This is a genomic window from Photobacterium phosphoreum, assembly GCF_002954725.1.
Classification (GTDB): domain Bacteria; phylum Pseudomonadota; class Gammaproteobacteria; order Enterobacterales; family Vibrionaceae; genus Photobacterium; species Photobacterium phosphoreum.
Genome location: NZ_MSCQ01000001.1, coordinates 2,171,263 through 2,196,644 on the forward strand (window position 1 = coordinate 2,171,263; position 25,382 = coordinate 2,196,644).

At 40.2% G+C, this 25,382-nt stretch carries 20 protein-coding genes and 1 pseudogene; 12 read left to right on the forward strand and 9 right to left on the reverse strand.

What is annotated here, in order from left to right; translation table 11 throughout:
* Positions 1-65 precede the first annotated feature (65 nt).
* From BTO21_RS09465 to BTO21_RS09485, 5 genes and pseudogenes are all read left to right on the forward strand, one after another.
* Positions 66-2,345, forward strand: coding sequence for a tetratricopeptide repeat protein (locus tag BTO21_RS09465; RefSeq protein ID WP_065193341.1), 2,280 nt, complete (start codon positions 66-68; stop codon positions 2,343-2,345).
* 132 nt (positions 2,346-2,477) lie between these two features.
* Positions 2,478-4,037 carry a GGDEF domain-containing protein gene (locus tag BTO21_RS09470; RefSeq protein WP_065193342.1) on the forward strand — a complete coding sequence of 520 codons (1,560 nt, stop codon included), beginning with the start codon at positions 2,478-2,480 and terminating at the stop codon, positions 4,035-4,037.
* A gap of 225 nt (positions 4,038-4,262) precedes the next feature.
* Positions 4,263-5,636 carry a nucleotide 5'-monophosphate nucleosidase PpnN gene (ppnN, locus tag BTO21_RS09475; protein WP_045031706.1) on the forward strand — a complete coding sequence of 458 codons (1,374 nt, stop codon included), beginning with the start codon at positions 4,263-4,265 and terminating at the stop codon, positions 5,634-5,636.
* Positions 5,637-5,713: 77 nt separating this feature from the next.
* The gene (gene xni / locus BTO21_RS09480) at positions 5,714-6,484 is read left to right on the forward strand and encodes a flap endonuclease Xni (RefSeq protein ID WP_045031704.1); all 771 of its coding nucleotides are present in this window, start codon (positions 5,714-5,716) and stop codon (positions 6,482-6,484) included.
* 56 nt (positions 6,485-6,540) lie between these two features.
* Positions 6,541-7,671: pseudogene (locus tag BTO21_RS09485) on the forward strand (IS3 family transposase).
* Positions 7,672-7,760: 89 nt separating this feature from the next.
* On the opposite strand, the gene BTO21_RS09490 reads toward BTO21_RS09485, so the two are convergent.
* The 5 genes from BTO21_RS09490 to BTO21_RS09510 form a co-directional block, all read right to left on the reverse strand.
* On the reverse strand, positions 7,761-8,774 hold the full coding sequence (locus tag BTO21_RS09490) for a hypothetical protein (protein ID WP_065195173.1): 1,014 nt from the start codon (positions 8,772-8,774) through the stop codon (positions 7,761-7,763).
* Between the two features lie 68 nt (positions 8,775-8,842).
* The gene (rlmM, locus tag BTO21_RS09495) at positions 8,843-9,928 is read right to left on the reverse strand and encodes a 23S rRNA (cytidine(2498)-2'-O)-methyltransferase RlmM (RefSeq protein ID WP_045031697.1); all 1,086 of its coding nucleotides are present in this window, start codon (positions 9,926-9,928) and stop codon (positions 8,843-8,845) included.
* 10 nt (positions 9,929-9,938) lie between these two features.
* Complete coding sequence (locus tag BTO21_RS09500) at positions 9,939-10,343, reverse strand: DUF423 domain-containing protein (protein WP_045031696.1); 405 nt, start codon at positions 10,341-10,343, stop codon at positions 9,939-9,941.
* A complete protein-coding gene (locus tag BTO21_RS09505; RefSeq protein WP_045031694.1) occupies positions 10,343-11,032 on the reverse strand; it encodes an alpha/beta family hydrolase in 690 nt (229 codons plus the stop codon). Before BTO21_RS09505 ends, BTO21_RS09500 begins: the two co-directional genes overlap by 1 nt.
* Positions 11,013-11,933 (reverse strand): transcriptional regulator GcvA, encoded by a 921-nt coding sequence (locus tag BTO21_RS09510; protein WP_105026778.1) that lies wholly within the window; start codon positions 11,931-11,933, stop codon positions 11,013-11,015. Before BTO21_RS09510 ends, BTO21_RS09505 begins: the two co-directional genes overlap by 20 nt.
* A 365-nt stretch (positions 11,934-12,298) precedes the next feature.
* Here BTO21_RS09510 and csdA point away from each other — a divergent pair, with 365 nt between their 5' ends.
* Both csdA and csdE read left to right on the forward strand, forming a co-directional pair.
* Positions 12,299-13,519 (forward strand): cysteine desulfurase CsdA, encoded by a 1,221-nt coding sequence (csdA, locus tag BTO21_RS09520; protein WP_045031689.1) that lies wholly within the window; start codon positions 12,299-12,301, stop codon positions 13,517-13,519.
* Between the two features lie 20 nt (positions 13,520-13,539).
* Positions 13,540-13,977, forward strand: coding sequence for a cysteine desulfurase sulfur acceptor subunit CsdE (gene csdE / locus BTO21_RS09525; RefSeq protein ID WP_045031687.1), 438 nt, complete (start codon positions 13,540-13,542; stop codon positions 13,975-13,977).
* A gap of 101 nt (positions 13,978-14,078) precedes the next feature.
* Here the strand turns inward: csdE and tcdA are convergent, their stop codons facing one another.
* Together tcdA and mltA are read right to left on the reverse strand one after the other, a co-directional pair.
* Complete coding sequence (gene tcdA / locus BTO21_RS09530) at positions 14,079-14,888, reverse strand: tRNA cyclic N6-threonylcarbamoyladenosine(37) synthase TcdA (RefSeq protein WP_045031685.1); 810 nt, start codon at positions 14,886-14,888, stop codon at positions 14,079-14,081.
* A gap of 117 nt (positions 14,889-15,005) precedes the next feature.
* Positions 15,006-16,139 carry a murein transglycosylase A gene (mltA, locus tag BTO21_RS09535; protein WP_045031684.1) on the reverse strand — a complete coding sequence of 378 codons (1,134 nt, stop codon included), beginning with the start codon at positions 16,137-16,139 and terminating at the stop codon, positions 15,006-15,008.
* 401 nt (positions 16,140-16,540) lie between these two features.
* Here mltA and argA point away from each other — a divergent pair, with 401 nt between their 5' ends.
* The 5 genes from argA to BTO21_RS09550 all read left to right on the forward strand — a co-directional run bounded on the left by argA (position 16,541) and on the right by BTO21_RS09550 (position 19,586).
* The gene (gene argA, locus BTO21_RS09540) at positions 16,541-17,869 is read left to right on the forward strand and encodes an amino-acid N-acetyltransferase (RefSeq protein ID WP_045031682.1); all 1,329 of its coding nucleotides are present in this window, start codon (positions 16,541-16,543) and stop codon (positions 17,867-17,869) included.
* 146 nt (positions 17,870-18,015) lie between these two features.
* Positions 18,016-18,171 (forward strand): DUF5993 family protein, encoded by a 156-nt coding sequence (locus BTO21_RS20240; RefSeq protein ID WP_181314547.1) that lies wholly within the window; start codon positions 18,016-18,018, stop codon positions 18,169-18,171.
* 9 nt (positions 18,172-18,180) lie between these two features.
* Positions 18,181-18,720, forward strand: coding sequence for a disulfide bond formation protein B (locus BTO21_RS09545; RefSeq protein ID WP_045031680.1), 540 nt, complete (start codon positions 18,181-18,183; stop codon positions 18,718-18,720).
* A 151-nt stretch (positions 18,721-18,871) separates the two neighbouring features.
* Complete coding sequence (locus tag BTO21_RS20415) at positions 18,872-19,030, forward strand: DUF5993 family protein (RefSeq protein ID WP_219909169.1); 159 nt, start codon at positions 18,872-18,874, stop codon at positions 19,028-19,030.
* Positions 19,031-19,037: 7 nt separating this feature from the next.
* Positions 19,038-19,586: a disulfide bond formation protein B gene (locus BTO21_RS09550; RefSeq protein ID WP_105026779.1), complete on the forward strand. Its 549-nt coding sequence runs from the start codon at positions 19,038-19,040 to the stop codon at positions 19,584-19,586.
* A gap of 63 nt (positions 19,587-19,649) precedes the next feature.
* On the opposite strand, the gene recD is transcribed toward BTO21_RS09550, so the two are convergent.
* Together recD and recB are read right to left on the reverse strand one after the other, a co-directional pair.
* Complete coding sequence (gene recD, locus BTO21_RS09555) at positions 19,650-21,725, reverse strand: exodeoxyribonuclease V subunit alpha (RefSeq protein WP_045031678.1); 2,076 nt, start codon at positions 21,723-21,725, stop codon at positions 19,650-19,652.
* On the reverse strand, positions 21,718-25,338 hold the full coding sequence (gene recB / locus BTO21_RS09560; protein ID WP_170064503.1) for an exodeoxyribonuclease V subunit beta: 3,621 nt from the start codon (positions 25,336-25,338) through the stop codon (positions 21,718-21,720). The genes recD and recB overlap by 8 nt, the downstream gene beginning before the upstream one ends.
* Between the last annotated feature and the right edge of the window lie 44 nt (positions 25,339-25,382).

A 25,382-nucleotide genomic window follows, 5' to 3' on the forward strand; every position in this document is an offset into this window, starting at 1 on the left:
ACTTGATGCATTAACCCAGTAAAATCAACACTATCTTGTGTGTTATTGTGCTGTTTTGAGATTATATGAATTTTCGTGGCCTATTTCTTTCTGGGTTAGTATTACTAACAACGTCATTTGATCTTCAAGCAAAAATTTATAGCTCGCCGATCCTCACTGAAGCACAAAATTTATTAGTTAACCAACCTGAGCGTACGCTTACAATCACCCAAAGCTATCTTAAAAATCGCCGTCTGAGCCAACCACAAGATCCATCACGGGTTCATCTTAATGGTGAAGCGGATCATTCTACTCGTACCCCACTTAATACTATCAATGCGTTGCAAATCCAAGCACAGGCTTTATCTCTTTTACAACGACCAGAACAAGCAATAAATGTTATTAAAAAAGCCGAAAAAACAGCACTTGATAATAAATTCATGTTCAGTGTCTTTGAAAGTCGGATTTTATTAGCCCAATTTTACTGGGTTAATTTAAGTAATAGTGCAACGGCGCTAAAAATGCTCAATACACTTAATGTTGATATAAAGCATGCACAGCCAATAACACTCACTCGCCAACTACAAGAATTAAAATATAAATCACTGATGCTACGGGCACGGATTGAATCAAGCATTGGTAAAGATGAAGCGGCAGAAAAACTATTTATCAAAGCTAAAGGCTATTTAGTCGCATTTGACGATAAAGATGAGACCATTAATTATCAAATCACATTAGGTCAGCACTATTTACGTCATGATCACTATGATATGGCACTTGATCGCTTACTTAGCGGTTATTGGCTCGCGGTTGAAAATGATGATCAGCCACAAATTGCGCGCGCTAATTATGAATTAGCGCAGTTATTTGAAGAACGTCACGTATTTGATAAAGCATTGGAGCATGCCACTCAAGCTGGGGAGTTTTTTGAGCGCTATAAACGTACTCAACAATTAGCCAAAGCATTAAGCCTGATTGCTTCTATTTACGAGCAACAAGGGCGCTATAATCTTGCGCTAGTGCATTACTTCAATGCACTCGACCAAGAAAATCAGCTTAAACATGATCTTCGTTCTGCCAGTTTACGACTCAATATTGCGCGGGTTTATTTACACTTAAATAATTATAAAAAAGCTGAGCAGTATATCGTACAAGCGCGTAATCTTTCGTTACAAAGTGGTAATGAAAACATTGTTGCAGAAAGCCAAATTATGCAAGGGCAATTAGAACTAGAAAAAGGTGAATTAGATGATGCGATTACATCATTACAAGCCGGTTTAATTTCCGCGAGCCGTATTGGTGCGGTAAGTTTGCAATTAATGGGTGAGTCCATCTTATCGGAAGCATTTGAAAAGCAAAACGATTACTACAATGCTTTACTTAGTCAGCGTCGTTATGAACAGTTGTATGCAGGCAAACAAAAAAATGCCATCCAAAGTAATACAGAGGTATTTAAACAACAACAAAAAATGATGGAACGTTCACTTAAACTTGAAGAAATGGAACGTGAGCAATTCATTAATCAAAATGCATTGTATAAACAACAACAAATATCTTTAACCTTGATTGGAGTACTGGTGATTCTGTTATTACTGTTATGGCGTCGCCAACACATTAATAAACAATTAAAACAACAGCTCACTAAATTAACCACCGATTACTATACTCACCCACGCAGTGGATTACGTAACCTACGCATGCTCAATGCACGCTTGGCAAATTCTCTCCAACAGAGTAGTGCTAACTTTGAACAATGGCACCTTGGTGAAATTATTAATGAGCCTTTAAGTGATAGGCTTCGATTTGCCTTATTTGAAGTTTCATTTTTAAAACGTATTTATCTAGAAAAAGGCTATCAGCAAGGACTTACCGCAGAAAAAGAATTTGGTAATTATTTACAAGTGCAAATATTAGAACCTGCTCGTATTTATCACTTTTCTGATGCGCTGTTTTTATATATCGAGCCCAATGCACGTTTAAGTTGTGACCCCAAACAGCTTGCAGAATCTATGCAGCAATTGATTGATAATTATACCTTACCATTGAACATCGATAACGCATTACAAATAGGCATGGCAGAATATCCTTTTTTACCTCGAGCCTATACGGCAATCAATGATCAAGAACTCATTGATATATTACTAATGACCGTCGATGCAGGTATCAGCCTCAATGATAAACAATCAGGCAGTAATTGGGTTCATCTTTGCGCAATTGATGCCGCACCAGCAGCCAGTTTTGTGAGCGATAATATTCGTCGTTCTTGTGTCGAAGGCATCGATAAAGGATTAGTAAAAGTGCGTAGTTCAACTAACAATGAAATAATCTGGAACTACGATCACAATCTTAATAAAGATATCAGTTAAATATATAAATGGTACGAAACTCTGACAACTAGCACTAACTATCCGGTTTTATTTTTGGTAGCATATTATAATAATCACAGTAACATAATGAATTAAATAGCTTTTAACCATGCCAATGCAGATGCATAACCAATGACCGATATTAGTGCCATTGTTGCCGAAGTCAGTGTCCTAAAGCAACGATTAGACCTAGCTCAACTTTCTTACCGTGATTCTAGTCTAAAATCGCGGCGTGAAATTGTAATCTTAAAACGCCTAATTACTCGATTGGCCGTTGCCTGCCGAGGCCTCGATAACGACCTTGATACGACATTACACGCCATCACTCATGATCTTGAACAACCACTCGAGATTAGTCGTCTCATTCCTCGATTAGCGATAGTTGAACGTCTGGTGATCCAACAAGCAGATGTGATCCAACACCAAAACAAACAATTACAGCATCATATAAATCAACGTGGACAGACGCTATTACGTTACCAAGGTTTACCGACATCACTACAGCGTGACTTAAACAATATTTTAAACCAGCCGTCATTAACATTATTAAATAACCACCAGCATATATTACGTTTACTGGAACTGTATGAGCGCAGTATAAAATTAATTGCTGCGAACAATAACGGCACGAAGTTATTGAGTGATAATCAGCAACACTTTGAAATTAATCTGGTCGCTGAATTACAACATCTTATTACTGAGATAGATTTCACCAATGAGCAAGGTGAACAACTATTTACTATTCGCCATCAATTAGCACAAGGCGTTGATCAAGCAACGCTACTGACATTGTTATTACAGGTTTTACGTCTTATTGTCTCAGGCACTCACGCTGAACGTCATACTTCGCAACGATTTCTCAATACACTCAACAGTGATTTAGCCTCACTCAAAAAAAACACCGCCAAAACAGCCAGTTCTTTTTCTGTCTTGCATCAACATCGACATGACTTCAATACCAATATCTCAACGATGGTGACCAATATTAACCAAAAAATAGAGGCACAAAACACCACCGATACACCGCCTTTATCCTTGGAAAATATCACCCAAGAATTACAACAATTAGCCCTGCGGAATAGTCAACTAGAACAACGAGAACAAGCCCTCATAGAACAGTTAAATCACAATGATAATAAGGTGCAACAGTTACAACAACAAACGCACAGTTATCACCAACGCTTAAGCCAACAAGAACAAAATATCTTCCGTGATAAGTTAACCTTAACTTATAACCGTAATGCATTTGATGATCGACTTGAACATGAATATCAGCGTTGGTTACGTTATCAAAACCCACTACTATTAATGTTGATTGATATTGATAACCTCAGCCACCTTAATAAAAATTACGGCCATCACGCTGGTGATAAAGCGCTGAAAATTATTGCACAAACCATTAATCAACACCTTAATCCAACCGATTTCATTGCCCGTTTTAATGATGATGCTTTTATGCTACTAATCACCGATATTAATCAGCAACAACGTCACCAAACAGTGCAACACATTCGCACCGCAGTCACACAATTGCCATTACATTTTAAAGGTCAAAGTGTCTCAATGTCAGTTTCTATCAGTACCTCATTTTTCACCCATAACGACACGCCAAAAAATGTGATTGATCGTATTGAAACCACATTACGCCATGCTCAGAGCCAACGCTGTAATATTGTCACTCATTACAATTAAACCCAAGAGTAACGATACTCAACATCCATTTATCCTACCAATATTATTACTATCATTTACTGGTCAAAAATAAAATCACTGTGTATGGTATCAATATAAAAACAAATTATTTTACCGTCAACGTACTGTTCTTTATTTGATTTTAGCACTAGCCTTTTGATAATAGCGCCACTGCCTTGTATCAATAAATGAACATGCTTTTTCATCATTACCAGGGAGGTTATTATGATAACGCATATCAGCCCTATCGGCGCCATGAACCTATTATCACAAATAGAAGCTGACAGCTTAAAAGCAACGGCATCCAGTGACTTATATCGTCTTTATCGCAACTGTTCACTGGCCGTTTTAAATTCAGGCAGCCATACCGATAACTCAAAAGAACTATTAGAAAAACACCTCGACTTTGCGATTAATTTATTGCGTCGCGAACGTGGCATTAAAATAGAATTGGTCAATCCACCTGAACATGCCTTTGTGGATGGGCGGATTATTCGTGGCATTCAAGAGCATATGTTTTCAGTGTTACGCGACATTATTTATGTCGATATGCATATTGCCCGCCGTAACGATATCGACCTAGCCAGCGCACCTCATATTACCGACTTTGTATTTAGTCTATTACGTAATGCCCGCACCCTGCATGCTGGTGAAGATCCGAATATTATCGTATGTTGGGGTGGCCACTCGATTAACCCAATTGAATATCAATATACCCGTGAAGTCGGTAATGAGTTAGGCTTGCGCGAACTCAATATTTGTACCGGTTGCGGACCAGGCGCAATGGAAGGACCAATGAAAGGTGCTGCGATTGGTCATGCCAAACAACGCTACCCAAGCAGTCGTTTCATTGGATTAACTGAACCCTCAATTATTGCCGCCGAGCCGCCAAATCCAATCGTGAATGAATTAGTAATTTTACCCGATATTGAAAAACGTCTCGAAGCCTTTGTTCGCGTTGGTCATGGAATTATTATTTTCCCAGGTGGTGCAGGTACAGCTGAAGAGTTACTGTATATTTTAGGGATTTTGATGCATCCTGATAATGCCGAGCAACCACTACCATTAATCCTGACAGGCCCTAAAGAAAGTGAAGCCTATTTCCGTACTCTGGATGATTTTATTCGCGATACCTTAGGTGAAGCTGCCACTCAGCACTATCAAATTATTATTGGTGATCCCGCTGAAGTCGCGCAAGTAATGAAAGCCTCTATGGCACGCGTAAAAGAACATCGATTAGCTACGGGGGATGCTTATTGTTTCAACTGGTCATTAACCATCCCTGAAGATTTCCAAATGCCCTTTTCGCCAACGCATAAAGCCATGGCAGGTTTAGATTTACACATGGATCAGCCCAAAGAAAAACTGGCCGCTAATCTACGTCGTGCGTTTTCAGGCATCGTTGCGGGTAATGTTAAAGAAGAAGGCATCCATGAAATTGAGCAATATGGCCGTTTTAAAATTGATGGCGATAAAGTGCTAATGCAACGGATGGATAAACTGTTAAAAAACTTTGTCGAACAACAACGAATGAAATTACCGGGCAGTAAATACGACCCTTGTTATGAAATCGTTAATAGCCACGGTCAACCAAAATAATATCGTCATTTGATAACAGTTTTGCGTACAATAAGGAGCCTAAGCGCTCCTTTTATTCATCTAAATAGAATTTTTTTATGGCTATTCACCTTGTTATTATTGATGCATTAAACCTTATTCGTCGCGTTCATGCCGCGCAACCGGGGCAACCCGATGTCGACAACACCGCCAGAGTGTGCTGTCAGGCATTACAAAAAATCATTAATAGCACTGAACCGAGTCACATTGTGGCTGTATTTGACCATAATAGTAATGATCGTGGTTGGCGAGCAGAATTACTGCCACACTACAAAGAAGGCCGTAAACCGATGCCGCCAGAATTATTAGCTGGCATGGAAACCATTCAAGATGCGTTTATGGCAATAGGTATTGATTCATTATTATCGGATGGTGATGAAGCGGATGATTTAGTCGCAACCTTAGCCTTAAAAGTCGCTTCTCGTCATGAGCAAGTCACTATCGTTTCAACCGATAAAGGTTATTGTCAGTTACTACAACCAACATTGCGTATTCGTGATTATTTTCAACAACGCTGGCTTGATAGCCTTTTTATTGAAAAAGAATATGGCGTCAAACCACAATTACTGACTGACTACTGGGGATTAGCTGGGATCAGTTCCAGTAAAATTCCAGGTATTACAGGCATTGGCCCTAAAGCTGCGGTTGAGTTATTAAGTCTCTACCCTAACCTTGAAGCGATTCTTACAGCCACAGATCTTGCACCTAAATGGCAAAAAAAAATCACCGGCAATGAGGAAACAGCTCACGCATCAAAAGCAGTTGCAAGTTTAAAAACCGATTTAGAATTAGGCTTTAATTTACAAGATATTCGATTTATTGTAGCTTAATGAACTTGTACACCCAAATAGGATAAAATACTCTTAAAATTAAAATAGTGTACATAATGAAAAAAGCTCGAACAACCTATTCAGTCGAATTCAAACACGATGCTGCTAATTTGGTCCTAAATAAAGGCTACACAATACAAGAAGCATGTAATGCTGTTGGTGTTGGATACACGGCAATGAGTCGCTGGGTCTCTCAACTGAAGCAGGAACATGGTGGAATAACACCAACCTCAAAAGCTATGACGCCAGAACAAAAACGCATTCAAGAGCTCGAAGCCAACATTAAACAAATCGAGTGGGAAAACGATATTCTAAAAAAAGCTTCCGCTCTTTTAATGCAGGACAACATCAAACGATAGATTTGATTGCTGCATTATCAAAAGAGCCTCATTCAATAAAGCCATTATGTAAGCTATTTGAAATACCTCGTAGTAGCTACCATTATCGACTTAAATATCGCGGTATTGTCACGCCTGAAAAAGCATTGCTTCGACAAAAAGTTGTTGATATTCATAGTCGTAGTAGAGGCTCTTCGGGGGCAAGGACAATCGCTGGTCAACTTACCCAAGAGGGTGATAATGTTGGTCGTTATAAAGCTGCTAGCTTAATGAAAGAGCTCGGTATTATAAGTAAACCGCCAAATAAACATAAATATAAAATATCTGAAGATGTCTCTAAAATAGCTCCGAACGTATTAAATAGAAAATTTAATGTTAAAGCACAAAATAAAGTTTGGTGTAACGTACGTTTGGGCGAGTAGGTTATATTTAGCCGCTGTTATAGACCTATTTGCTCGAAGAATTGTGGGCTGGGCGTGTTCAGATAGCCCAAATAGTGATTTAACTGCTGCTGCACTTCGAATGGCTTATGAAAGTCGTGGTCGATCACAAAATGTGATGTTTCATTCAGATCAAGGTTATCACTACACCAGCCTTCAATTTAGGCAAACATTGTGGAAATACCAAATAACTCAAAGTATGAGTCGACGAGGAAATTGTTGGGATAATGCCCCAATGGAATGATTTTTTAGAAGTTTCAAAACGGAGTGGATACCCAAAAAGTACTATAGCAATTATGAAGAAGCGGAAAGGGACACGCTCAAATATATATTACAGCATTACAACACTAGGTGGGGCCATAGTTATAACAACTATTTATCGCCAGTAGTAATGGAAGCAGCCGCTTAATTTAAACACCTATAGAGGTGTAAAGTTTTACTTGACCACTTCAATTTAAAAAATAAATAAAGTAAGATAAGTGATAAAAATCACTTATCTTACTCTTTACCTAAATACTCTCTTATCTTTATTATCTTTTTTTCTATTTTATTACTCGGGAATTTTTTATTATATGATTTCAAAATTTGATACTTTTGTTTTTTTATAAAATTTACCATTATTGTTTTAACAAAAGACATTAAACCATTTAAATTTTCATTTTCTAAATAATCAGGATTAGTTGTATAAATAGCTTTACTCTTATTTAAAATAGATAAGTAAGAATAATCCCCCCTGAAATTTATTATATTAATATTACGTCCTGAACGAATAGATATCAATGGGTAAACTATTGGTATATTATATTTATTTCTTCTTATCCAATTAGCTATAATGACACTTAATATACCCTGCTCTGGTGTAAAATGATGAAACTCTGTATCAAGTTCACCATATTGTTCTCCATTTATCCACTCATCATTTTCACAAGCTAAAAGCCATTCTTCTAAGAGTTCCTTCGATATCGCAGATTTTCTTATCACAATAAAGCCAGCCATTAATGCCGGATACTCATATGAAAACAATTCATTTTCACCAAGTTCTCTAATTACATTTGTTTTAGTTAACTGACGATTTTTTAAAGTAATATCATGATGAGGGACAAAAAAATCAAACCCACACAAACTAAGACATTGATCAGCGATATATTTTATACCTTTATAATCAGCTAGTTTAGGATATTTTTTAATATTAGAATCACGGTAGATTAAAATATCACCATCATTCATTTTTTCTAGTTCTAATAATAATATTAATGGTCGCCAAGCACAAAAACCTATTTTTGACATACCTTTATTAGCAGAAACCAAACCTGTCGATTCATATTCTTTAACATATTTCCCCCATCCTCCTTCTCGAAGAATTTTAGGTGTGTAATAACTAATTTTATCTACATTATCTTTTGCAGCATTGATTACTAACTGTTTATTTTCAGATAAATCAAGTGCATTATCATTAGGATAACCTTCTGAATAGAAAAAAACCAAATTAGTTTTAGGGAAAGTTTTATTCATAATAGAAATAACCGTAATAAAGGAGTCAATATAATAACATTGACTCCTTTAGTTTGAATAATAAAAAATTAATATGGCGAACGATTATCTAAACGTTGAATATGTACCGTGATTTCTTCGCGGTCATGATATAAATGTTTAGCTTGAAGCTTAAACTTAACCCCATTTTTAATCAGTAGCACTTTTAGATTTTCAATATCTTGCAGTACTTCATCATAACGACCTTTCATTGGCAGTTTAAGGTTAAAAATAGCCTCTTTTGCCCATGCTTTAATTAACCACTCACCCATTAGGTGCGCCACACGAGCTGGCTTTTCAATCATGTCACATACGATCCACGTAATATTTTTACGTGCTGGTTCATATTTAAAACCATCAACCGCATGATATTTAACTTGGCCAGTATCCATTAAGCTTTGCGCCATGGTGCCGTTATCAATCGCGTGAACGAACATCGAACGTTTCACTAATTGATACGTCCAACCACCAGGACAAGCACCTAAATCAACACTCCACATGCCAGGGGCTAAACGCTCATCCCACTCTTCACGAGGAATAAACACATGAAATGCTTCTTCTAATTTCAGTGTAGAGCGGCTTGGTGCATCTGAAGGGAATTTAAGACGTGGGATCCCCATAAAGAACTGTGAATTATTTTGCGGGTAAGAATAACCAACAAAACAACACCCTGATGCAATAAAGCACACGTGTAATACCGGTTTTTTATGGTTATCTTTAACGTATAAAACATTACGCTTACGCATTGCTTGACGTAGTGGCACCGTAAATTTACGGCAGAACTTCAATAGTTCTTTCGCTTCATTGGTGTCCGGTGTTTCAATACGTAAATCACCACAAATTGGGAATTCTTCACCAATAGTTTCTAAAATAGGTGTAATACGATCTTCTACTGGTAAACCCGTTAGCATGGCTGATGTTGCAAACATTTGGCGGGCAAAAATCAACTGAGAAAATGGCTGCAGTTTAATAAATTTATCTGCGTCACCCGCTTGGTAAAATTCAAATAACACATAACCTGAATTGTTTTTCGCCCGAGGGAAACCAAACAATTCCAGCGTATTTGCTTTGTCTTGAACCTCACCGGCACATTCTTTTTCAAAGCCAGGACGACAGTACAATAAAACTTGATTCACGTTGGAACCCTCAAGCTGAACGCCAGGCTGCTATTGCAAGCATCACCCAGCCAATAATAAAACATATTCCGCCCATCGGAGTGATGGGACCAAACCACTTAATGCTGGTTAAAGCCAATGCATATAAACTGCCACTAAAGCAAAGTATACCCAGGCCAAAAAACAGCGCCGCGTATGATAACGCTTTTGATGGTAAAAAGCGTGACAATATTCCACAAGCTAATAATGCTAAAGTATGCCACGCCTGATATTGAACCCCAACGTTAAACACGTCGAGTAAATGTGGCGCTAATCGATGACTTAATCCATGCGCAGCAAATGCGCCCAAAGCCACCATTATCACACCACTGCAAGCAGCAAACATCAGCATTAATCGTGATTGCTGGCGTTGTTTAAGTGTTAATTCAACAACCATTAACACGCTCCTTTCACACCAACACAGTCTTTAATAAATTGTGCTAATGCCGCAATCGCAACAGCGATATTTTCAGCTTCAGTATGACCAGATACTTTTCGCGGCTTAAAACCATGGTCACCATCGGCTAAAAATTGATAATTTACTTGCGCTGAAAAAGGCCACTGCTCAACTTCACTACGGACACCAAAAGTGTCACGCTCACCTTGTAAAATAAGGGTAGGTACCGTCATTATTGCTAAATGATCGCCGCGATAATTTTCAGGCTTCGCCGGGGGATGAAATGGAAAACCAAGACAAGCAACCCCGCTGACTTTCGATGCACAGTTACTGACCAGTGGTGTTTCAGCGGCAATATCAGTCACCATCAAACTCGCCATGCGACCGCCCATTGATTTGCCGCCAATCACTAACTTACCATTATCAAACTGATCAATATGAGTTTGGAAGTCGGCTAATAATTTTGGCTGGCGATCTGGCGGACGCTTTTTGCCATCTTCCGCACGTTTGATCATATAAGGAAAATTAAACCGTACCACTTGAATATTGTGTGCGGCTAAACCCGTCGCAACCGTGGTCATAAAAGCGTGATCCATCCCAGCGCCTGCACCATGAGCAAATAAAAACGTCGCTACAGCGTGTTCAGCATTTGGACCATCAATCAGATACTCAGGCTTCTTCAATGACATCAGGCATATCCTCTTGCTCTTTACGGGCTTTATTTAAAATCCAATCACGGAAAATTTGAATCCGCCCAGTATCAGCTTGTTTTTCCTGACACACAAAATAAAACGCATTTTTACTAACGATGATCTCATCAAACGGACACACTAATCGTCCAGCTTCTAACTCTGGCTGAGCCAATACATTATTACCTAATGCAATACCTTGTCCGTGAGCAGCAGCTTGTAACACCATTGTTGAATGACTAAAAATGGGGCCTTGATTAACATTGACGTCCTTCACATCATAATGACGAACATAGTTTTTCCACTCTTTACGAGAAGTGTCATGCAACAGCGTGTGTAATTTTAAGTCATCAATAGTGCGTAATGGCTTCGTTCCAACTAATAACATCGGTGAACACACCGGCATCATAAACTCTTGATACAGTTTATTTGCACGTAAACCCGACCAATTACCGCGGCCATAATAAATCGCCACATCAACATCATCGGTCAACGAACCTTCATCAAGATCAACCGCTTTAATGCGTACATCAATTTCCGGATGTTTCTCATTAAAATCGGTTAATCTTGGCACTAACCATTGAATTGCAAAACTAGGAGGTAAACTAATGGTTAAAGCACCTTTAGATCCTCTTTCAAGTACCTTATCCGTCGCATCTGAAATCGATGAAAAGATATCTTTAATATCAAGAAAGTAACTTTGACCTTCTTCGGTTAATAGCAACGAACGGTTGCGCCGACGGAATAATTTTAGCCCAAGAAATTCTTCTAAGGCTTTAATTTGATGGCTAACTGCGGCTTGAGTAACAAAAAGTTCTTCGGCAGCGCGAGTGAAACTTAAATGTCTCGCTGCGGCTTCAAACACCTTCAATGAGTTAAGTGGGGGTAAACGTCTTGACATACTTTTCGATGCTCTCTAATGCATTAGTTTTTTTCATCTCAAACATTATAAATTGTCCATTGTTTAAGTGCCATATAAACCCTATTATTCGTTTCGTAATGTTGATGAACATTTTGTGTTTTGCCCTCTGGCTAACCGCTAAATTAGCATTAGGATGTTGTGTTTGCATATTGTCCGGATCCTGCCGGATAGGTAGTTATCTACCTCTTTACTTCCTGTATTTTGACCTTGGTGTCAAAATCATTGTTAGCACTGCGCCCCAACGCAGTGCTATTTTTTTATTTCTCAAAAAACATCGCAACACTTGCTCTTCCTTGCATTTATTAGCATCATCAATCATTCAAATTTCTGTAATGTGACCTGCTATGACCATACCATTCGATATCAAACAAATTCAAACCCAATTTCCAGCACTGCAACATTCCGATGTCGCACCGCGAGCGGTTTATTTAGACAGTGCAGCGACAGCCCAAAAGCCTGCGATTGTTATCGATACCCTAAGTCACTATTACCGCGGCTATAATGCGAATGTACATCGAGGGAGTCATAGTTTAACGGCTAACGCTACCTTGGCATTTGAACAAGCACGAACCACCGTACAGCAATTTATCGGTGCCGCCAGCCATAAAGAAATCATCTGGACCCGTGGTGCAACTGAAGCGTTGAACTTAATCGCCCAAACCTATGCCCGTACCCACTTACAAGCGGGTGATGAAATTTTAGTCAGCGAAATGGAACATCATGCCAATATAGTACCTTGGCAGATGGTCGCCGAACAAACTGGCGCTAAAGTCGTTAAAATTCCAATGCACAGTAATTGCATCTTGGATATTGATGCTTATCAACGTTTATTATCCGCTAAAACAAAAATTGTCGCAGTTGCCCATATCACTAATGTTACCGGTACTCGTAATCCAATCGAATCAATGATAGCGGCTGCTCACCAATATGGCGCGGTGGTGGTGGTTGATGGAGCTCAAGGGATAGCCCACGAACAAGTAGACGTGCAAGCGCTTGATGCTGATTTCTATGTTTTCTCAGGCCATAAAATTTACGCGCCCGCAGGCATTGGCGCACTCTATGGTAAACAAGCACTACTTGAAGCAATGCCACCATGGCACGGCGGCGGAAAGATGGTCGAAAAAGTCTCATTTAGTGGCACTAGCTACGCGGGTTTACCAGGAAAATTTGAGGCAGGCACGCCCAATGTCGCCGGCAGTTTAGCTCTCGCTGCGGCAATCGAATGGCTACAAAGTATCGACCGCCAAGGCGCAGAACAACACATTGCTGATTTACGTCAACAAGCATTAGACGGTATTAAAGATATTGAAGGATTGCGGATCATTGGTCTTCAGCCTGATGCGAGCTTATTCTCATTTGTGGTCGATGGCATCCATCATCAAGATATTGCGACCTTGCTAGATCAACAACAGATTGCACTACGTGCTGGTCATCACTGTGCCCACCCGATGCTGGATGCGCTAGGCTTAACGGGAACATTGCGAGTATCATTAGCCCTTTATAATGACCAACAAGATGTGGCGCGTTTTATTGCAGCGCTGCATAAAGCCTGTGATTTATTGTAATTGCAGCCAAGGAAAAGATGATGACCACCACTCTAACGCTACCTCAGCACCCTTTTGGGACTGAGATCACCACCGCCGATATCATTGCCCTAATGCAAGTTGCGACGGGATGGGAAGATCGCTATCGCAACGTTATTCAGCTTGGTAAAAAATTGCCACAGCTGGATGATAGTTATAAACAAGATCAACTTAAAATCAGTGGCTGTGAATCACAAGTTTGGCTACACCATCAAATTATTGATGATCACTATTACTTTATTGCTGATTCAGATGCACGCATTGTGCGCGGCTTAATTACCTTAGTACTTGCGGCTTATGATGGTAAAACGGCCACTGAAATTAACGCTTTTGATATCGATACCTATTTTCAGAGCCTCGGTCTGATTGATCATCTTAGCCCTTCACGTGGTAATGGTTTAAAAGCGATTGTTGAGCAAATAAAACAACTCGCCCACTAAGTTCACCACTGGCTCATGATTATCCTTAACAACAAACAATAAAAAAAGCGGATCCCAAAGATCCGCTTTTTTATTTTTATTTATCAACTACAACTGTTTAATTATTGGCGATACTTTTCGATTAATTTCTTAATAATATGCGCTACAGCAACAAAACCAAAACTGGCCGTTACAACGGTTGCGGCACCAAAACCACTGGCACAATCCATTCGTTTCGGACCATCTGCCGTGGCTTTTACTGCACACACAGAGCCATCAGCTTGTGGGTATTTCAAATGTTCGGTTGAATACACACAATCAATCCCAAATTTACGCTTGGGATTTTTAGTGAAATTATGATGCTGACGTAATGTTTCACGCAACTTTCTCGCCAATGGATCTTGGATCGTTTTGGTTAAATCGGTGACTTGTATTTGCGTTGGATCTGTTTGCCCACCAGCGCCACCAATTGTAATCACTTTAATTTTATTACTTTTACAATACGCCAATAATGCGGCTTTTGCTTTAAGGCTATCAATCGCATCGAGTACGTAATCAAACTCTTTTGATAAGTACTCAGCTTGATTTTCAGGGCTAATAAAATCATCAATTAAATTAACCTTACACTCAGGGTTAATTAAGTGAATACGCGCCGCCATTACTTCAATTTTGCTTTGACCAATAGTCCCTGTCATTGCATGAATTTGACGGTTAATATTGGTTACACACACATCATCCATGTCGATCAAGGTCAATTCACCGACCCCTGAACGAGCTAATGCTTCTGCCGCCCATGAGCCAACACCACCGATACCAATCACACACACATGTGCAGCGCGAAGGATCTCAACTTCACTGTTGCCATATAAACGACGAGTGCCGCCAAAACGCTGATTATAACTATCGGATGCTGGGGTATCTAATTCACGCATACTGGTTCTACACTGCTTGAGGTGGATAAACAAAGAGTGCGTTTTTATACGCACTCTGAAAACAATTGTCTAGTCAGACCAAGAACATCACAACCGAGACCTTTTTAATCATCACTATTATCGTGGCATTAACCACGGATCTTGGGTTGCAGTACCTTTAAGACCTAAACGCCATACACGACCAAAATGCTTGTAGTGACCAGCATCCGTACCCGCTTGCTTACCCATACCATGATACAAATCTAGATGATTACCTTTCACTGCACCACCAGTATCTAGCGCCAGCAATAAGCGTAATACGTGCTTACCTGTCCAGTTACCTTGCGCATCTAACTGCGGTACTTCAGCTAATAATACCGATCCCATGGGAATATATTTACGATCCGCCGCTACTGCCGCATTCGCTAACAGTGGAATACCTGCACTGCCTTTAACATCTAATGTTTTACGTGGTGAGAAAAAAACATAAGATGGATTTTGCTCTAATAGTTCACGCACTTCACTTTCACTGTGCGTCGCTACCCACTCCTGAATCGCTTGTAATGACATCTTGGCTTTCGGCACTTCACCACGATCAATCAACACGCGGCCAATACTGACATAACGATGACCATTCTTACCTGCATAACCAAAGTATTGCAGTTGATTATCATCTTCAAAATGAACGAAACCGCTGCCTTGTACTTCCATCATAAATAAATCAAGCATCGATTTACTGTAACCCAGCACTAAACCTTGACCTGCTAGCGCACCATCATAAATTTGCTCACGTGAAGGACAACGCCCTTTACAGGTCGGCATTGCATAAATTGGGTAACGGAAGACATTGGTTGGCTTGTGACGCAATTCGATCACTGGCGAGTAATAGCCCGTAAACATCACATTACCTTCACCATTAGCTCCCCCCATTTGTGCAGCCTGAATACCGTATTTTGCTAAGGTACTTGGGTTTCCACTGTGCTTAGCCCAATTTTCAACTTGGCTATACAAGGGTTCAAATTTACGTGCCATTGACGGTGAACGTGAAGTAACCATTTTTGCTTGTGGCGCAAAGGTGCTGTAATCATGGGGCTTGTTTGAATCAACTTGCGAGACTTTATTTAAAACATGATCAAAATGCTGGCCTAAATATTGGTGTGCTAACGGGTTACCAACAGCGGCTAAACTTGGTTTTTCCGTTGTTGTACTGTCTGGTGACGAACATCCCACCAATCCAAAAAGAATAATTGCGACTGTTGCTTTACGTAACACGATAGATAAGCCTATAAAAGTTTTATGAAAAGGTAAAAATGATCCGTTGTTTACTCGTGTCAAAGCAGTAAACCGGTGCCAATACTAACAAACGCGGCCTAAAAAGAAGTAACTATTTCAAATAATCTACTGAGAAATGACATAACACTAATGAAAGGTTTAAGGCTAATTAGCCCTCACTAACGTTCCATTAAAATAATTAGTCATACTATAGCGAGAAATATCACGACATAATGTATCGATTACAGCTTCTCTCCCACTAGCTTAACAACACCAAGCTTAGTCCCGCCAGAGCGAATAAATAATTTAACCTCAATCACATTTAAATGCTGCACAAAGCAAATAATTGCTTTAATTTGTTAACTATAAATTAAACATCAATATAGATATGGATATCATTTGTGAATACACGTAAGACCCCCCTGGTAAAAGGATTTCGTCAATCAGCCCCGTATTTAAATGCGCATGTGGGTAAAACCATGGTGATCATGGTCGGAGGTGAAGCAATTGCTGATCCCAACTTTGCCAACATTGTTAGCGATATTGCTTTGCTACACAGTTTAGGTATTCATATTGTGATGGTGTATGGCGCTCGACCACAAATAACGACCTTATTACAACAGCAGCAATATGATAGCCCTTATCACAAAGGCATAAGAATCACCGACGAATATAGCTTAGAAATAGCCAAGCAAGCAGCAGGGCAAGTACAACTTGATATTACCGCTCGCTTTTCAATGGGACTCAATAATACTCCAATGGCGGGATCACAGATTAATGTGATTAGCGGTAATTTTATTATTGCGCAACCATTAGGCATCGATGAAGGTGTCGATTTTTGTCATAGTGGTAAAATTCGCCGTATTAATAATATGGCTATCACTAATCAATTAGAACAAGGTTCAATTGTATTACTTGGGCCGATTGCTAGCTCAGTGACTGGCGAATGTTTTAACCTCACCTCAGAAGAAATAGCCACTCAAGTCGCAATCCGATTACAAGCAGATAAACTCATTGGTTTTTGTTCTGAACAAGGGGTCGTTGATAGCAATAATGACATCATCTCAGAATTATTACCCCATGATGCCGAACAGGTACTGCAACACCTTATCGATAACGATGATCAACAAAGTGGAACCGGGCGTTTTTTACGAGGGGCTATCGCTGCTTGTCGTGCTGGCATACCTCGCAGTCACTTACTAAGCTATAAGCAAGATGGCGCATTGATCCAAGAACTCTTTTCATTGGATGGTATTGGCACTCAAATTGTTATGTCGAGCGCTGAAAAAATTCGTCGCGCTGATATTAATGATATCGGTGGTATTTTAGATTTAATTCAGCCATTAGAAAATGAAGGTATTTTAGTTCGCCGCTCACGAGAACAATTAGAACGTGAGATTACCCTTTTCAGTGTCATTGAGCTTGATAATCTGATTATTGGCTGCGCTGCACTTTATCCTTATCCAGAGGAAAAAATGGCAGAAATGGCCTGTGTGGCTATTCACCCTGATTTTAGAGACGGTGATCGCGGGGTACTGTTACTCAATAAATTATGCCAACAAGCACGTGAAGCTAGCCTTGAGAAAATATTTGTCCTAACAACACGTAGCGTGCATTGGTTTCGTGAGCAAGGGTTCTATGAATGCGATATCGAACAATTACCGTTGATCAAAAAAGATCTCTACAACTATCAACGTCGCTCAAAAATACTTATAACACCAACGCGTTAAAAAAGCACAATTTTGTAACAAGGTGTTAATTTAGATGCTTATAATGTATGATAAAAACAAGGTTAGTCGCTTTATAATAATAACTTTAATAACTATTAATATACATCTAAATACACATATACAAATGAAAGGTTAAATAATCGCTTATGATGAGTTTACTGTTTCTACTCGTATTTGTTGCAATGCTCTGCGCATTTACGGGAAAAAAAGGTGCCAGCTACATCGTTTTTACCATCACTGTTGTTTTGGGACTGTATTGGTTCCATCACCATGCAACAGATTCTCTATCTATTTTACTCTAGGGAGAAAGTATGAATAATAAAAATGTAGCGCTACTTAATGCCTTAGGTCTATTAGGGATCACCTTCGTTCTCTTAATGGCATCGGTTCTTCAGGTTGTACTCAACGAACTGCCTTGTCCATTATGTTTATTACAGCGTCTAGGCTTTATGCTGGTGATGTTTGGTTTTATGCTTAATGTCATTTATGGACCGCAACAACGTCACTACGGTATTCTAATTATCGGTGCACTCTTTGGTGCAGCAACAGCATTACGTCAAGTTTCATTACACGTTATTCCAGGTACGCCAGGGTTTGGCAGTCCGGTATTTGGTATTCATTATTATACTTGGGCCTTTATTCTATTTAGCCTAACCATTGTTGGGGTTGCTGTATTACAGCTGCTATGGAATAAGGACTGGAATAATAATGATTATAAAATGAACCGTTTTGGCAAGTTTGTCTGCCTCGTAGCGATTTTTGCTGTCGTGATTAACGTAATATCGACCTTTATTGAATGTGGTCCTTATCAATGTCCAGATAATCCAATTACTTATTGGTTATTTAACTAGACATAATCATCGCAACACAATAACGCCAGTATTATTACTGGCGTTTTTTTGTATCAATATGTAAACATTTCAAGATAAAATAATTAACAATAAATCCCCTTAAGGTATACTGTGTGGATTATTGCGTTTTAAAAAAGGTTTATTGCTACCTATGCTGTGTATTTTTGTTTTTTTTCTCATGCTTATAACGATGTTAACGGCACTTAAAGGTAAAAAAAATCTTAGCTATGTCATGTTTGCTTTAACCTTCATTGCCGGATCTATTTTGCTCAAACACCACATTGTATATACCCTGCCAATCTCAATTTAAGTACGTTATGAACAATCAACTTATTAATCGACTCAATATCTTAGGCTTACTTGGTATCACAACCATATTGGCAACCGGATCTATCATTCAATTGGTATTTAAGGAATTACCTTGCCCGTTATGCTTATTGCAACGGATAGGGTTTATGATGGTAATGTTTGGCTTTATGCTCAATGTCCGCTATGGCCCACAACAACCTCATTACGGCATTATTTTATTTGGTGCTTTATTTGGGGCAACAGCAGCATTGCGTCAAGTCACACTTCACTTATTACCTGATGATCCCGGTTATGGTAGCCCCTTACTTGGTATGCATTATTACACCTGGGCTTTTGTTATTTTTGTGATGACCATCATTGGAGTTGCAGCATTACTGAGCTTATGGCGTCAAACAACAACCAGCAATTACCATATAAAAAAAATTGGTAACATCGCTTGCTATCTTGCTGTCGCGGTAGTGATCATCAATATTGTCTCGACATTTATTATGACTGGACCACATGTAACCCCTGCAGATCCTCATAGCTATTGGTTATTTGATCAATTTAAAAAATAACCTTTAGATAGCACAATGCCAGCACTAATGCTGGCATCGAGATTATGATTTCTTACAATACAATCACACCAGCAATTGGGCTAAACCACTGGCTCGCTCAGTACGTACTTGCACACTTTTCGTTATAATTTCCATTGGCGCATACAAATACAACCGTGATTTAGCACGAGTAATACCAGTGTAAATTAATTCACGGGTTAGAATCGGCGTATAGTCAGCAGGCAATACCATTACCGTATCTGCAAATTCCGAGCCTTGGGATTTATGGATCGTCATCGCATACACTACTTCATGCTCAGGAATGCGGCTCGGTAAAATACCGCGAATAGTGCCGTCTGGCATTTCAAAATACACCCGTAATCGACGTCGCCCACTATCGGGATCAATCTCAGGCTCAAGCATCGTCATGCCAATATCACCGTTAAATAATCCTAAGGCATGATCATTACGAGTGATCATAATCGGCCTTCCGACATACCATGTTTCATCATTAGGTGAAATTCGACCACGATGAGTCAATTCTTTTTCAATGCGTTGATTTAAGCCGACAACACCAAAATCCCCTTCACGTAATGCGCATAGCAATCTGACATTCGAAAATGCTTTTAAGACCTCAGCCGGTGTTTTATCGGTTTTTATGGCATCAAGATAATCAAGATAAAACGTCACCACTTGGTTAATCATCGAGACATACGTTTCACTGCCTAATGGATAATGGTGGATATCTTTAAACCCTTGTTGCCAAACTTTATTCACTAGTGCAGGTTTGCCTTGATTAATCGCTTTCGCTAATTGACCAATACCTGATAACGCATGGAAACGGTAACTCTTTTGCAGCATGCACAAACAGTCTGTTACCACACTTAAACCAATATTATTTGAGTGTAAATCAAAGCCGGTTAACTGACTTAATAGCTGTCCTTGCTCGGCACTGTAACCTTGAGTTGAGAAAGAACAAATATCACCTAGCACCGCCCCCGCTTCCACCGACGCTAATTGATCTCGGTCGCCCAATAAAATTAATTTCGCCCCTTGTGGCATCGCATCTAATAACCGCGCCATCATTGGTAAATCGACCATCGAAGCTTCATCGACCACTAATACATCAAGGTGGAGTGGGTTATCTTTATGATGACGAAACTCAACTCGGTGTGGAATAGACCCCAATAATCGGTGTAATGTGCTTGATTGAGTAGGAATTAAATCTTTAATCGCTTGTGGTACTGCCAATGATTTGATCGCCGAACCAATCGATTCAGTTAATCGGGCAGCCGCTTTACCAGTCGGTGCCACCAGCATAATATTAGGCTTATGTTCGCCATTAGCTTGCATCACTAACGCTGCTAATAATTTAGCGACAGTGGTGGTTTTACCCGTACCAGGACCACCAGAGATCACTGCAAACTGACGTGTTAATGCCATCGCTGCCGCCACTTTCTGCCAATTCAAACAGCTTGTCGTTGGCACCAAACTGTCTAATAACTGCAAATCAGTTATTTGCTGCGCTTGTTGTAATACGCTATCAATCGCCATCCAATCAAGTTGCTGTGGTTTTACAATATCCAAAAAATCACAGGTTAGTTGTTGGCGTTGCTGGCTATCAGTGACACCTTGCAGCGCATGATATAAATGGCCATAACTTGGCTGAAATAAATCATTTAATGCTTGATGCATTAGCGTTAATTGCTGCCCTTGCCACTGACTATCAGTGCCGACTTGGCCTTGATTGGTCGCCATATCCACAATCCGCTTAGCGACAGTTTGTTCAAATTGCCAATAGCGGTTGAGGTATAAACGACCATGATCTAACACCAATGGGCTTGCTTGTAAGCCATGTGATTGAACATTCGCGACCACATCAAATTGCTGTAATAATTGCGCCCATTGGCTTGGATCCGCTAATCCTTCAATTAACGCTACCGATAATCGACTTGAGAGACCAAACAAATGCTGAGCACGCAATTGCTCTAACGGCACACAGACATGGCCTTTACCTAATTCATAACTCACCAATGCTGCCATCAGTGCCGCCAGATCTTGTTGCGATTGTGGACTATGCTGCGCCACAAATTTAGCGAACTGATAATCAAGCTGACGTAAGCCACCTTGTTGGGTGAGTTTTTGTAAACGCTTAAGCATGTGGTAGCGCTCCTTTCATGAGTAAATCCAATTCATCGAGTAATAGTTCACTTGGACGCGCATAAAAAATACCACTGTCGCTACCGGCTTGAATACCCCGTAAGAATAAGTAATACACCCCACCAAAATGGGTTTCATAACTGTAATTTGGAATACGACTGCGCAGAAAACGTTGTAATGCCAGCGCATAGATTTGGTACTGCAAATCATAACGATGTTCACGCATCGCGGTTTTCAATTGCTCACCACGATACACTTGTGGATCATCACCAAGATAATTCGATTTCCAGTCTAAAACGTAATACTTACCTTGATGCTCAAACACTAAATCGATAAAACCTTTTAGCATTCCACTGACGGTTGCAAAGCCTAATTCTCCTGCTTTGGCTGACAACGGATCATGCTTAGCGATCACTTTGTTCAATGCCACCGATTGTAAAATCTCAATTGGCAATAAAAATTCCATTTCCGTGAGTCGTTGCGATGTATTCTTATCGGCTAGTCGCAGCGCATCACCATCAAGGGCACAAATTAATACATCTCGAATTAATTGCTGTAATACCGGTAACCACGCTAATTCATAATTTTCTAATTGCAGTAATTCAGTTAATTTCGCTACCGTTTCAGGGCAATCAACCGCGGCGGTAAAATCAATTTCTTCAAATACGGTATGCAAAAATGTACCAGGACGCGCGCCACGAGGAAAAGTATAAATCGAATATTGTGGCTCTAATTCTAACTCACCATCATCACTCTCTTCGGTAGCATTTTGCACTGAATCAATATCAAACCCCGGTAAATCTAAGCTGCTATCATGAGCGGTCTGATGCCCTTGTTTAACCAAATTAGAATAACTGGTCATCCACCAATTACGCTCTAACGAAGCAGAAAAAGGCCGTTTAACCAAGGCTTCAGTGACTTCAGCTTGTGGTTGCCATGGCACATCACTTAATTGCGGCGGTTCAGTTACCGTGATCGCGACTTGAGCATCACAAAGTTTAGCTAATGCTAACTCAAGGTCAGCGACACCGCCCGCCTCACCATCTTGTACTAGATGTCCCATTGCTGAGCGATGTAAGCCTGTTGGTTCTTTAGTGCTACGGCCATTACGAATCGGTGCCATACCAACATAACAGCCGTAAACCGCACGGGTTAAAGCCACATAAATTAAGCGTAAATCTTCAGCTAATCGTTCTTGGTCGGCTTTTTCGATTGCGGCGGCTTGTTTAGCAATATCAAGCACCGTGATGTTATCCACTTCATCGTGATATTTGACTTCACCTTTACTATCGACCTCACGGTAGCTACACACAAACGGCATAAACACTAAATCATATTCCAAGCCTTTCGATTTATGGATGGTAACAATCTGCACCAGATTACGTTCTGATTCTAGCCGCATCACTTGATCATCAGCATTACCATTCGGCTCGGCAACATGTTCAGCTAACCAGCGCAGTAGTGCATAATCACTGTCTAAGGTTTGACTCGCCTGTTGCAGTAATTCACCAATATGAAGTAAATCCGTTAACTTACGCTCGCCACCCTCTTCGGCTAATAAACGCTCAGCAATTTGATTTTTCGCCATCACACTGCGCAACATCGGCATCACACCACGTTTTAACCATTGCTGACGGTATTGTTTAAAGCTATTAACGGCAATTTCCCACTCATTCTCATCGTTATTGAGTTGATCAAGTTCAATCGCAGTGCGGGCAAATAACCCTGACGCTAACGCCGCACGTAATATACGATCATCCTCAGGGGTTAATACCGCTTGTAATAACCGTTGAATATCTGCCGCTTCCGAAGTAGAAAACACACTATCACGGTTAGATAAATAGACACTGGCGATGCCTTGTTTTGATAACGCTTCACGGACTAATTTCCCTTCAGTACCAGTACGTACCAATACCGCAATATCACCAGCCGCAATGGCATGCTGCTGTCCATCATCTAAAAAATACGCTTGGCCTTGCTGTGATTGGGTCAGAATATGTTGAATTTGCGCCGCGGTTGCCGTCGCCATTGTCGCTTGATAATTGCCTTTAGCTATCGGCTTACCATCAGGGCTCTCTTGCAACCAAAAGGTTAAAGCATGTTGTGATTCACCCTCTAACCACCAGCTACGCTGAGCCGCTTTAGGACTATGATCGACCGCTAAAAATTCAATATCTTGATCATAAATAAAGGGACTCTCTGGCTGCTGAAACACCGAATTAACCGCTGCAATCATATTCGCAGTCGAGCGCCAGTTAGTAGCTAATGTATAGTGATCGGTCACTTGGCGACGCGCTTGAATATAAGTAAAAATATCAGCACCACGAAAGGCATAAATCGCCTGTTTCGGATCACCGATCATAAACAAGCCACATTCTGGATGATGACGATAAACATCACTAAAAATACCGTATTGCAGTGGATCGGTATCTTGGAATTCATCAATCATTGCCACTGGATATTGTGCACGAATTTTACCCGCGAGCAGTTCATCAACATCGTTACCAATCGCGGCGCCTAGTTGAGTCAGCAAGTCATCAAATGATAGCCATCCTTTGCGCGCTTTAGCGTCAGCCAATAATTGACGACAATGTTCAATTGCATGAGCTAATAGTGGCTCACGCAAGCTAGCAGGATTATCTAATAGTTCGGCAATAGCACTAAAGACTTCATGCTCAGGGGCATCCCCTTTGGCGGTTTTTTCAATTAAGGTTTGCTGATGAAAGCGACTCAAATTATCAGGCAATTCATAACCAACGCTGGGTTGGGCCGCCCATGCGCTCACTTGCTCTAACCAATTAGGCAAACTTTTTTTGGTGTAACTGCGCTTATTAATCCCAGAGCTTGCAATTAAGGCTTCAAAATCATCCTGATGTGTACGCCACAACGCTTTGACGTCATCAATGCGGACAATATTTTGCTGATGTAATTGTTCTAATGATTCCGTCATTGCCGCCACCGACAATCGTACTGGCGCCCCCGTTAAACTATTGCCAATTTCTTTTAATAATTTTATTGGTGATGACCAAATTTCACGGACTTCATGGGCCAGTGCTGGCGATAAATGATAAAAACTACTGCGCCAATAATCAGCAACCACTAATTTTTTTAATTGGCTTTCATCGGTCACAAATTCATTATTAAATCGACAGCCTGACTCAAACGCATTTTGAGTTAGCATTCGCTGACAGAAACCATGAATGGTATAAATAGCCGCTTCATCCATCTGGCGTTCGGCTTGCAATAACAGCGTCGCCGCTAACTTATGATCTGGGTATTCCTTTAATAATGGCGCGATAACAGGATCATGACTAATACCACGACTAAACGCTAACCGCGCATCATGAATACGAGCACGAATACGATCACGTAATTCTGCGGTAGCCGCTTCAGTAAAAGTTACCACCAGAATTTGATCAACCGTCAACTGCTGTTGATGCCGAGTATCCTCATTACCATGCGCTAACAATAACCGTAAATACAAACTCGCGATGGTAAATGTCTTACCTGTACCGGCTGACGCTTCGATCAAGCGGGTACCATGTAATGGAAACGTCATTGGTTGCAGAATATTTGTTGGTACGTCATCCGTTGTTAGTACTTCAGTCGCCATTATGTTACTCATCCCATGGTTGCTATATGTACAACAGTACCAGC

Coding starts and splice junctions, on each gene's coding strand:
- BTO21_RS09465 (WP_065193341.1), top strand. CDS start 66: ATGAATTTTCGTGGCCTATTTCTTTCTGGGTTAGTATTACTAACAACG.
- BTO21_RS09470 (WP_065193342.1), top strand. CDS start 2,478: ATGACCGATATTAGTGCCATTGTTGCCGAAGTCAGTGTCCTAAAGCAA.
- ppnN (WP_045031706.1), top strand. CDS start 4,263: ATGATAACGCATATCAGCCCTATCGGCGCCATGAACCTATTATCACAA.
- xni (WP_045031704.1), top strand. CDS start 5,714: ATGGCTATTCACCTTGTTATTATTGATGCATTAAACCTTATTCGTCGC.
- BTO21_RS09490 (WP_065195173.1), bottom strand. CDS start 8,774: ATGAATAAAACTTTCCCTAAAACTAATTTGGTTTTTTTCTATTCAGAA.
- BTO21_RS09500 (WP_045031696.1), bottom strand. CDS start 10,343: ATGGTTGTTGAATTAACACTTAAACAACGCCAGCAATCACGATTAATG.
- BTO21_RS09505 (WP_045031694.1), bottom strand. CDS start 11,032: ATGTCATTGAAGAAGCCTGAGTATCTGATTGATGGTCCAAATGCTGAA.
- BTO21_RS09510 (WP_105026778.1), bottom strand. CDS start 11,933: ATGTCAAGACGTTTACCCCCACTTAACTCATTGAAGGTGTTTGAAGCC.
- csdA (WP_045031689.1), top strand. CDS start 12,299: ATGACCATACCATTCGATATCAAACAAATTCAAACCCAATTTCCAGCA.
- csdE (WP_045031687.1), top strand. CDS start 13,540: ATGACCACCACTCTAACGCTACCTCAGCACCCTTTTGGGACTGAGATC.
- tcdA (WP_045031685.1), bottom strand. CDS start 14,888: ATGCGTGAATTAGATACCCCAGCATCCGATAGTTATAATCAGCGTTTT.
- BTO21_RS20240 (WP_181314547.1), top strand. CDS start 18,016: ATGATGAGTTTACTGTTTCTACTCGTATTTGTTGCAATGCTCTGCGCA.
- BTO21_RS09545 (WP_045031680.1), top strand. CDS start 18,181: ATGAATAATAAAAATGTAGCGCTACTTAATGCCTTAGGTCTATTAGGG.
- BTO21_RS20415 (WP_219909169.1), top strand. CDS start 18,872: ATGCTGTGTATTTTTGTTTTTTTTCTCATGCTTATAACGATGTTAACG.
- BTO21_RS09550 (WP_105026779.1), top strand. CDS start 19,038: ATGAACAATCAACTTATTAATCGACTCAATATCTTAGGCTTACTTGGT.
- recD (WP_045031678.1), bottom strand. CDS start 21,725: ATGCTTAAGCGTTTACAAAAACTCACCCAACAAGGTGGCTTACGTCAG.
- recB (WP_170064503.1), bottom strand. CDS start 25,338: ATGGCGACTGAAGTACTAACAACGGATGACGTACCAACAAATATTCTG.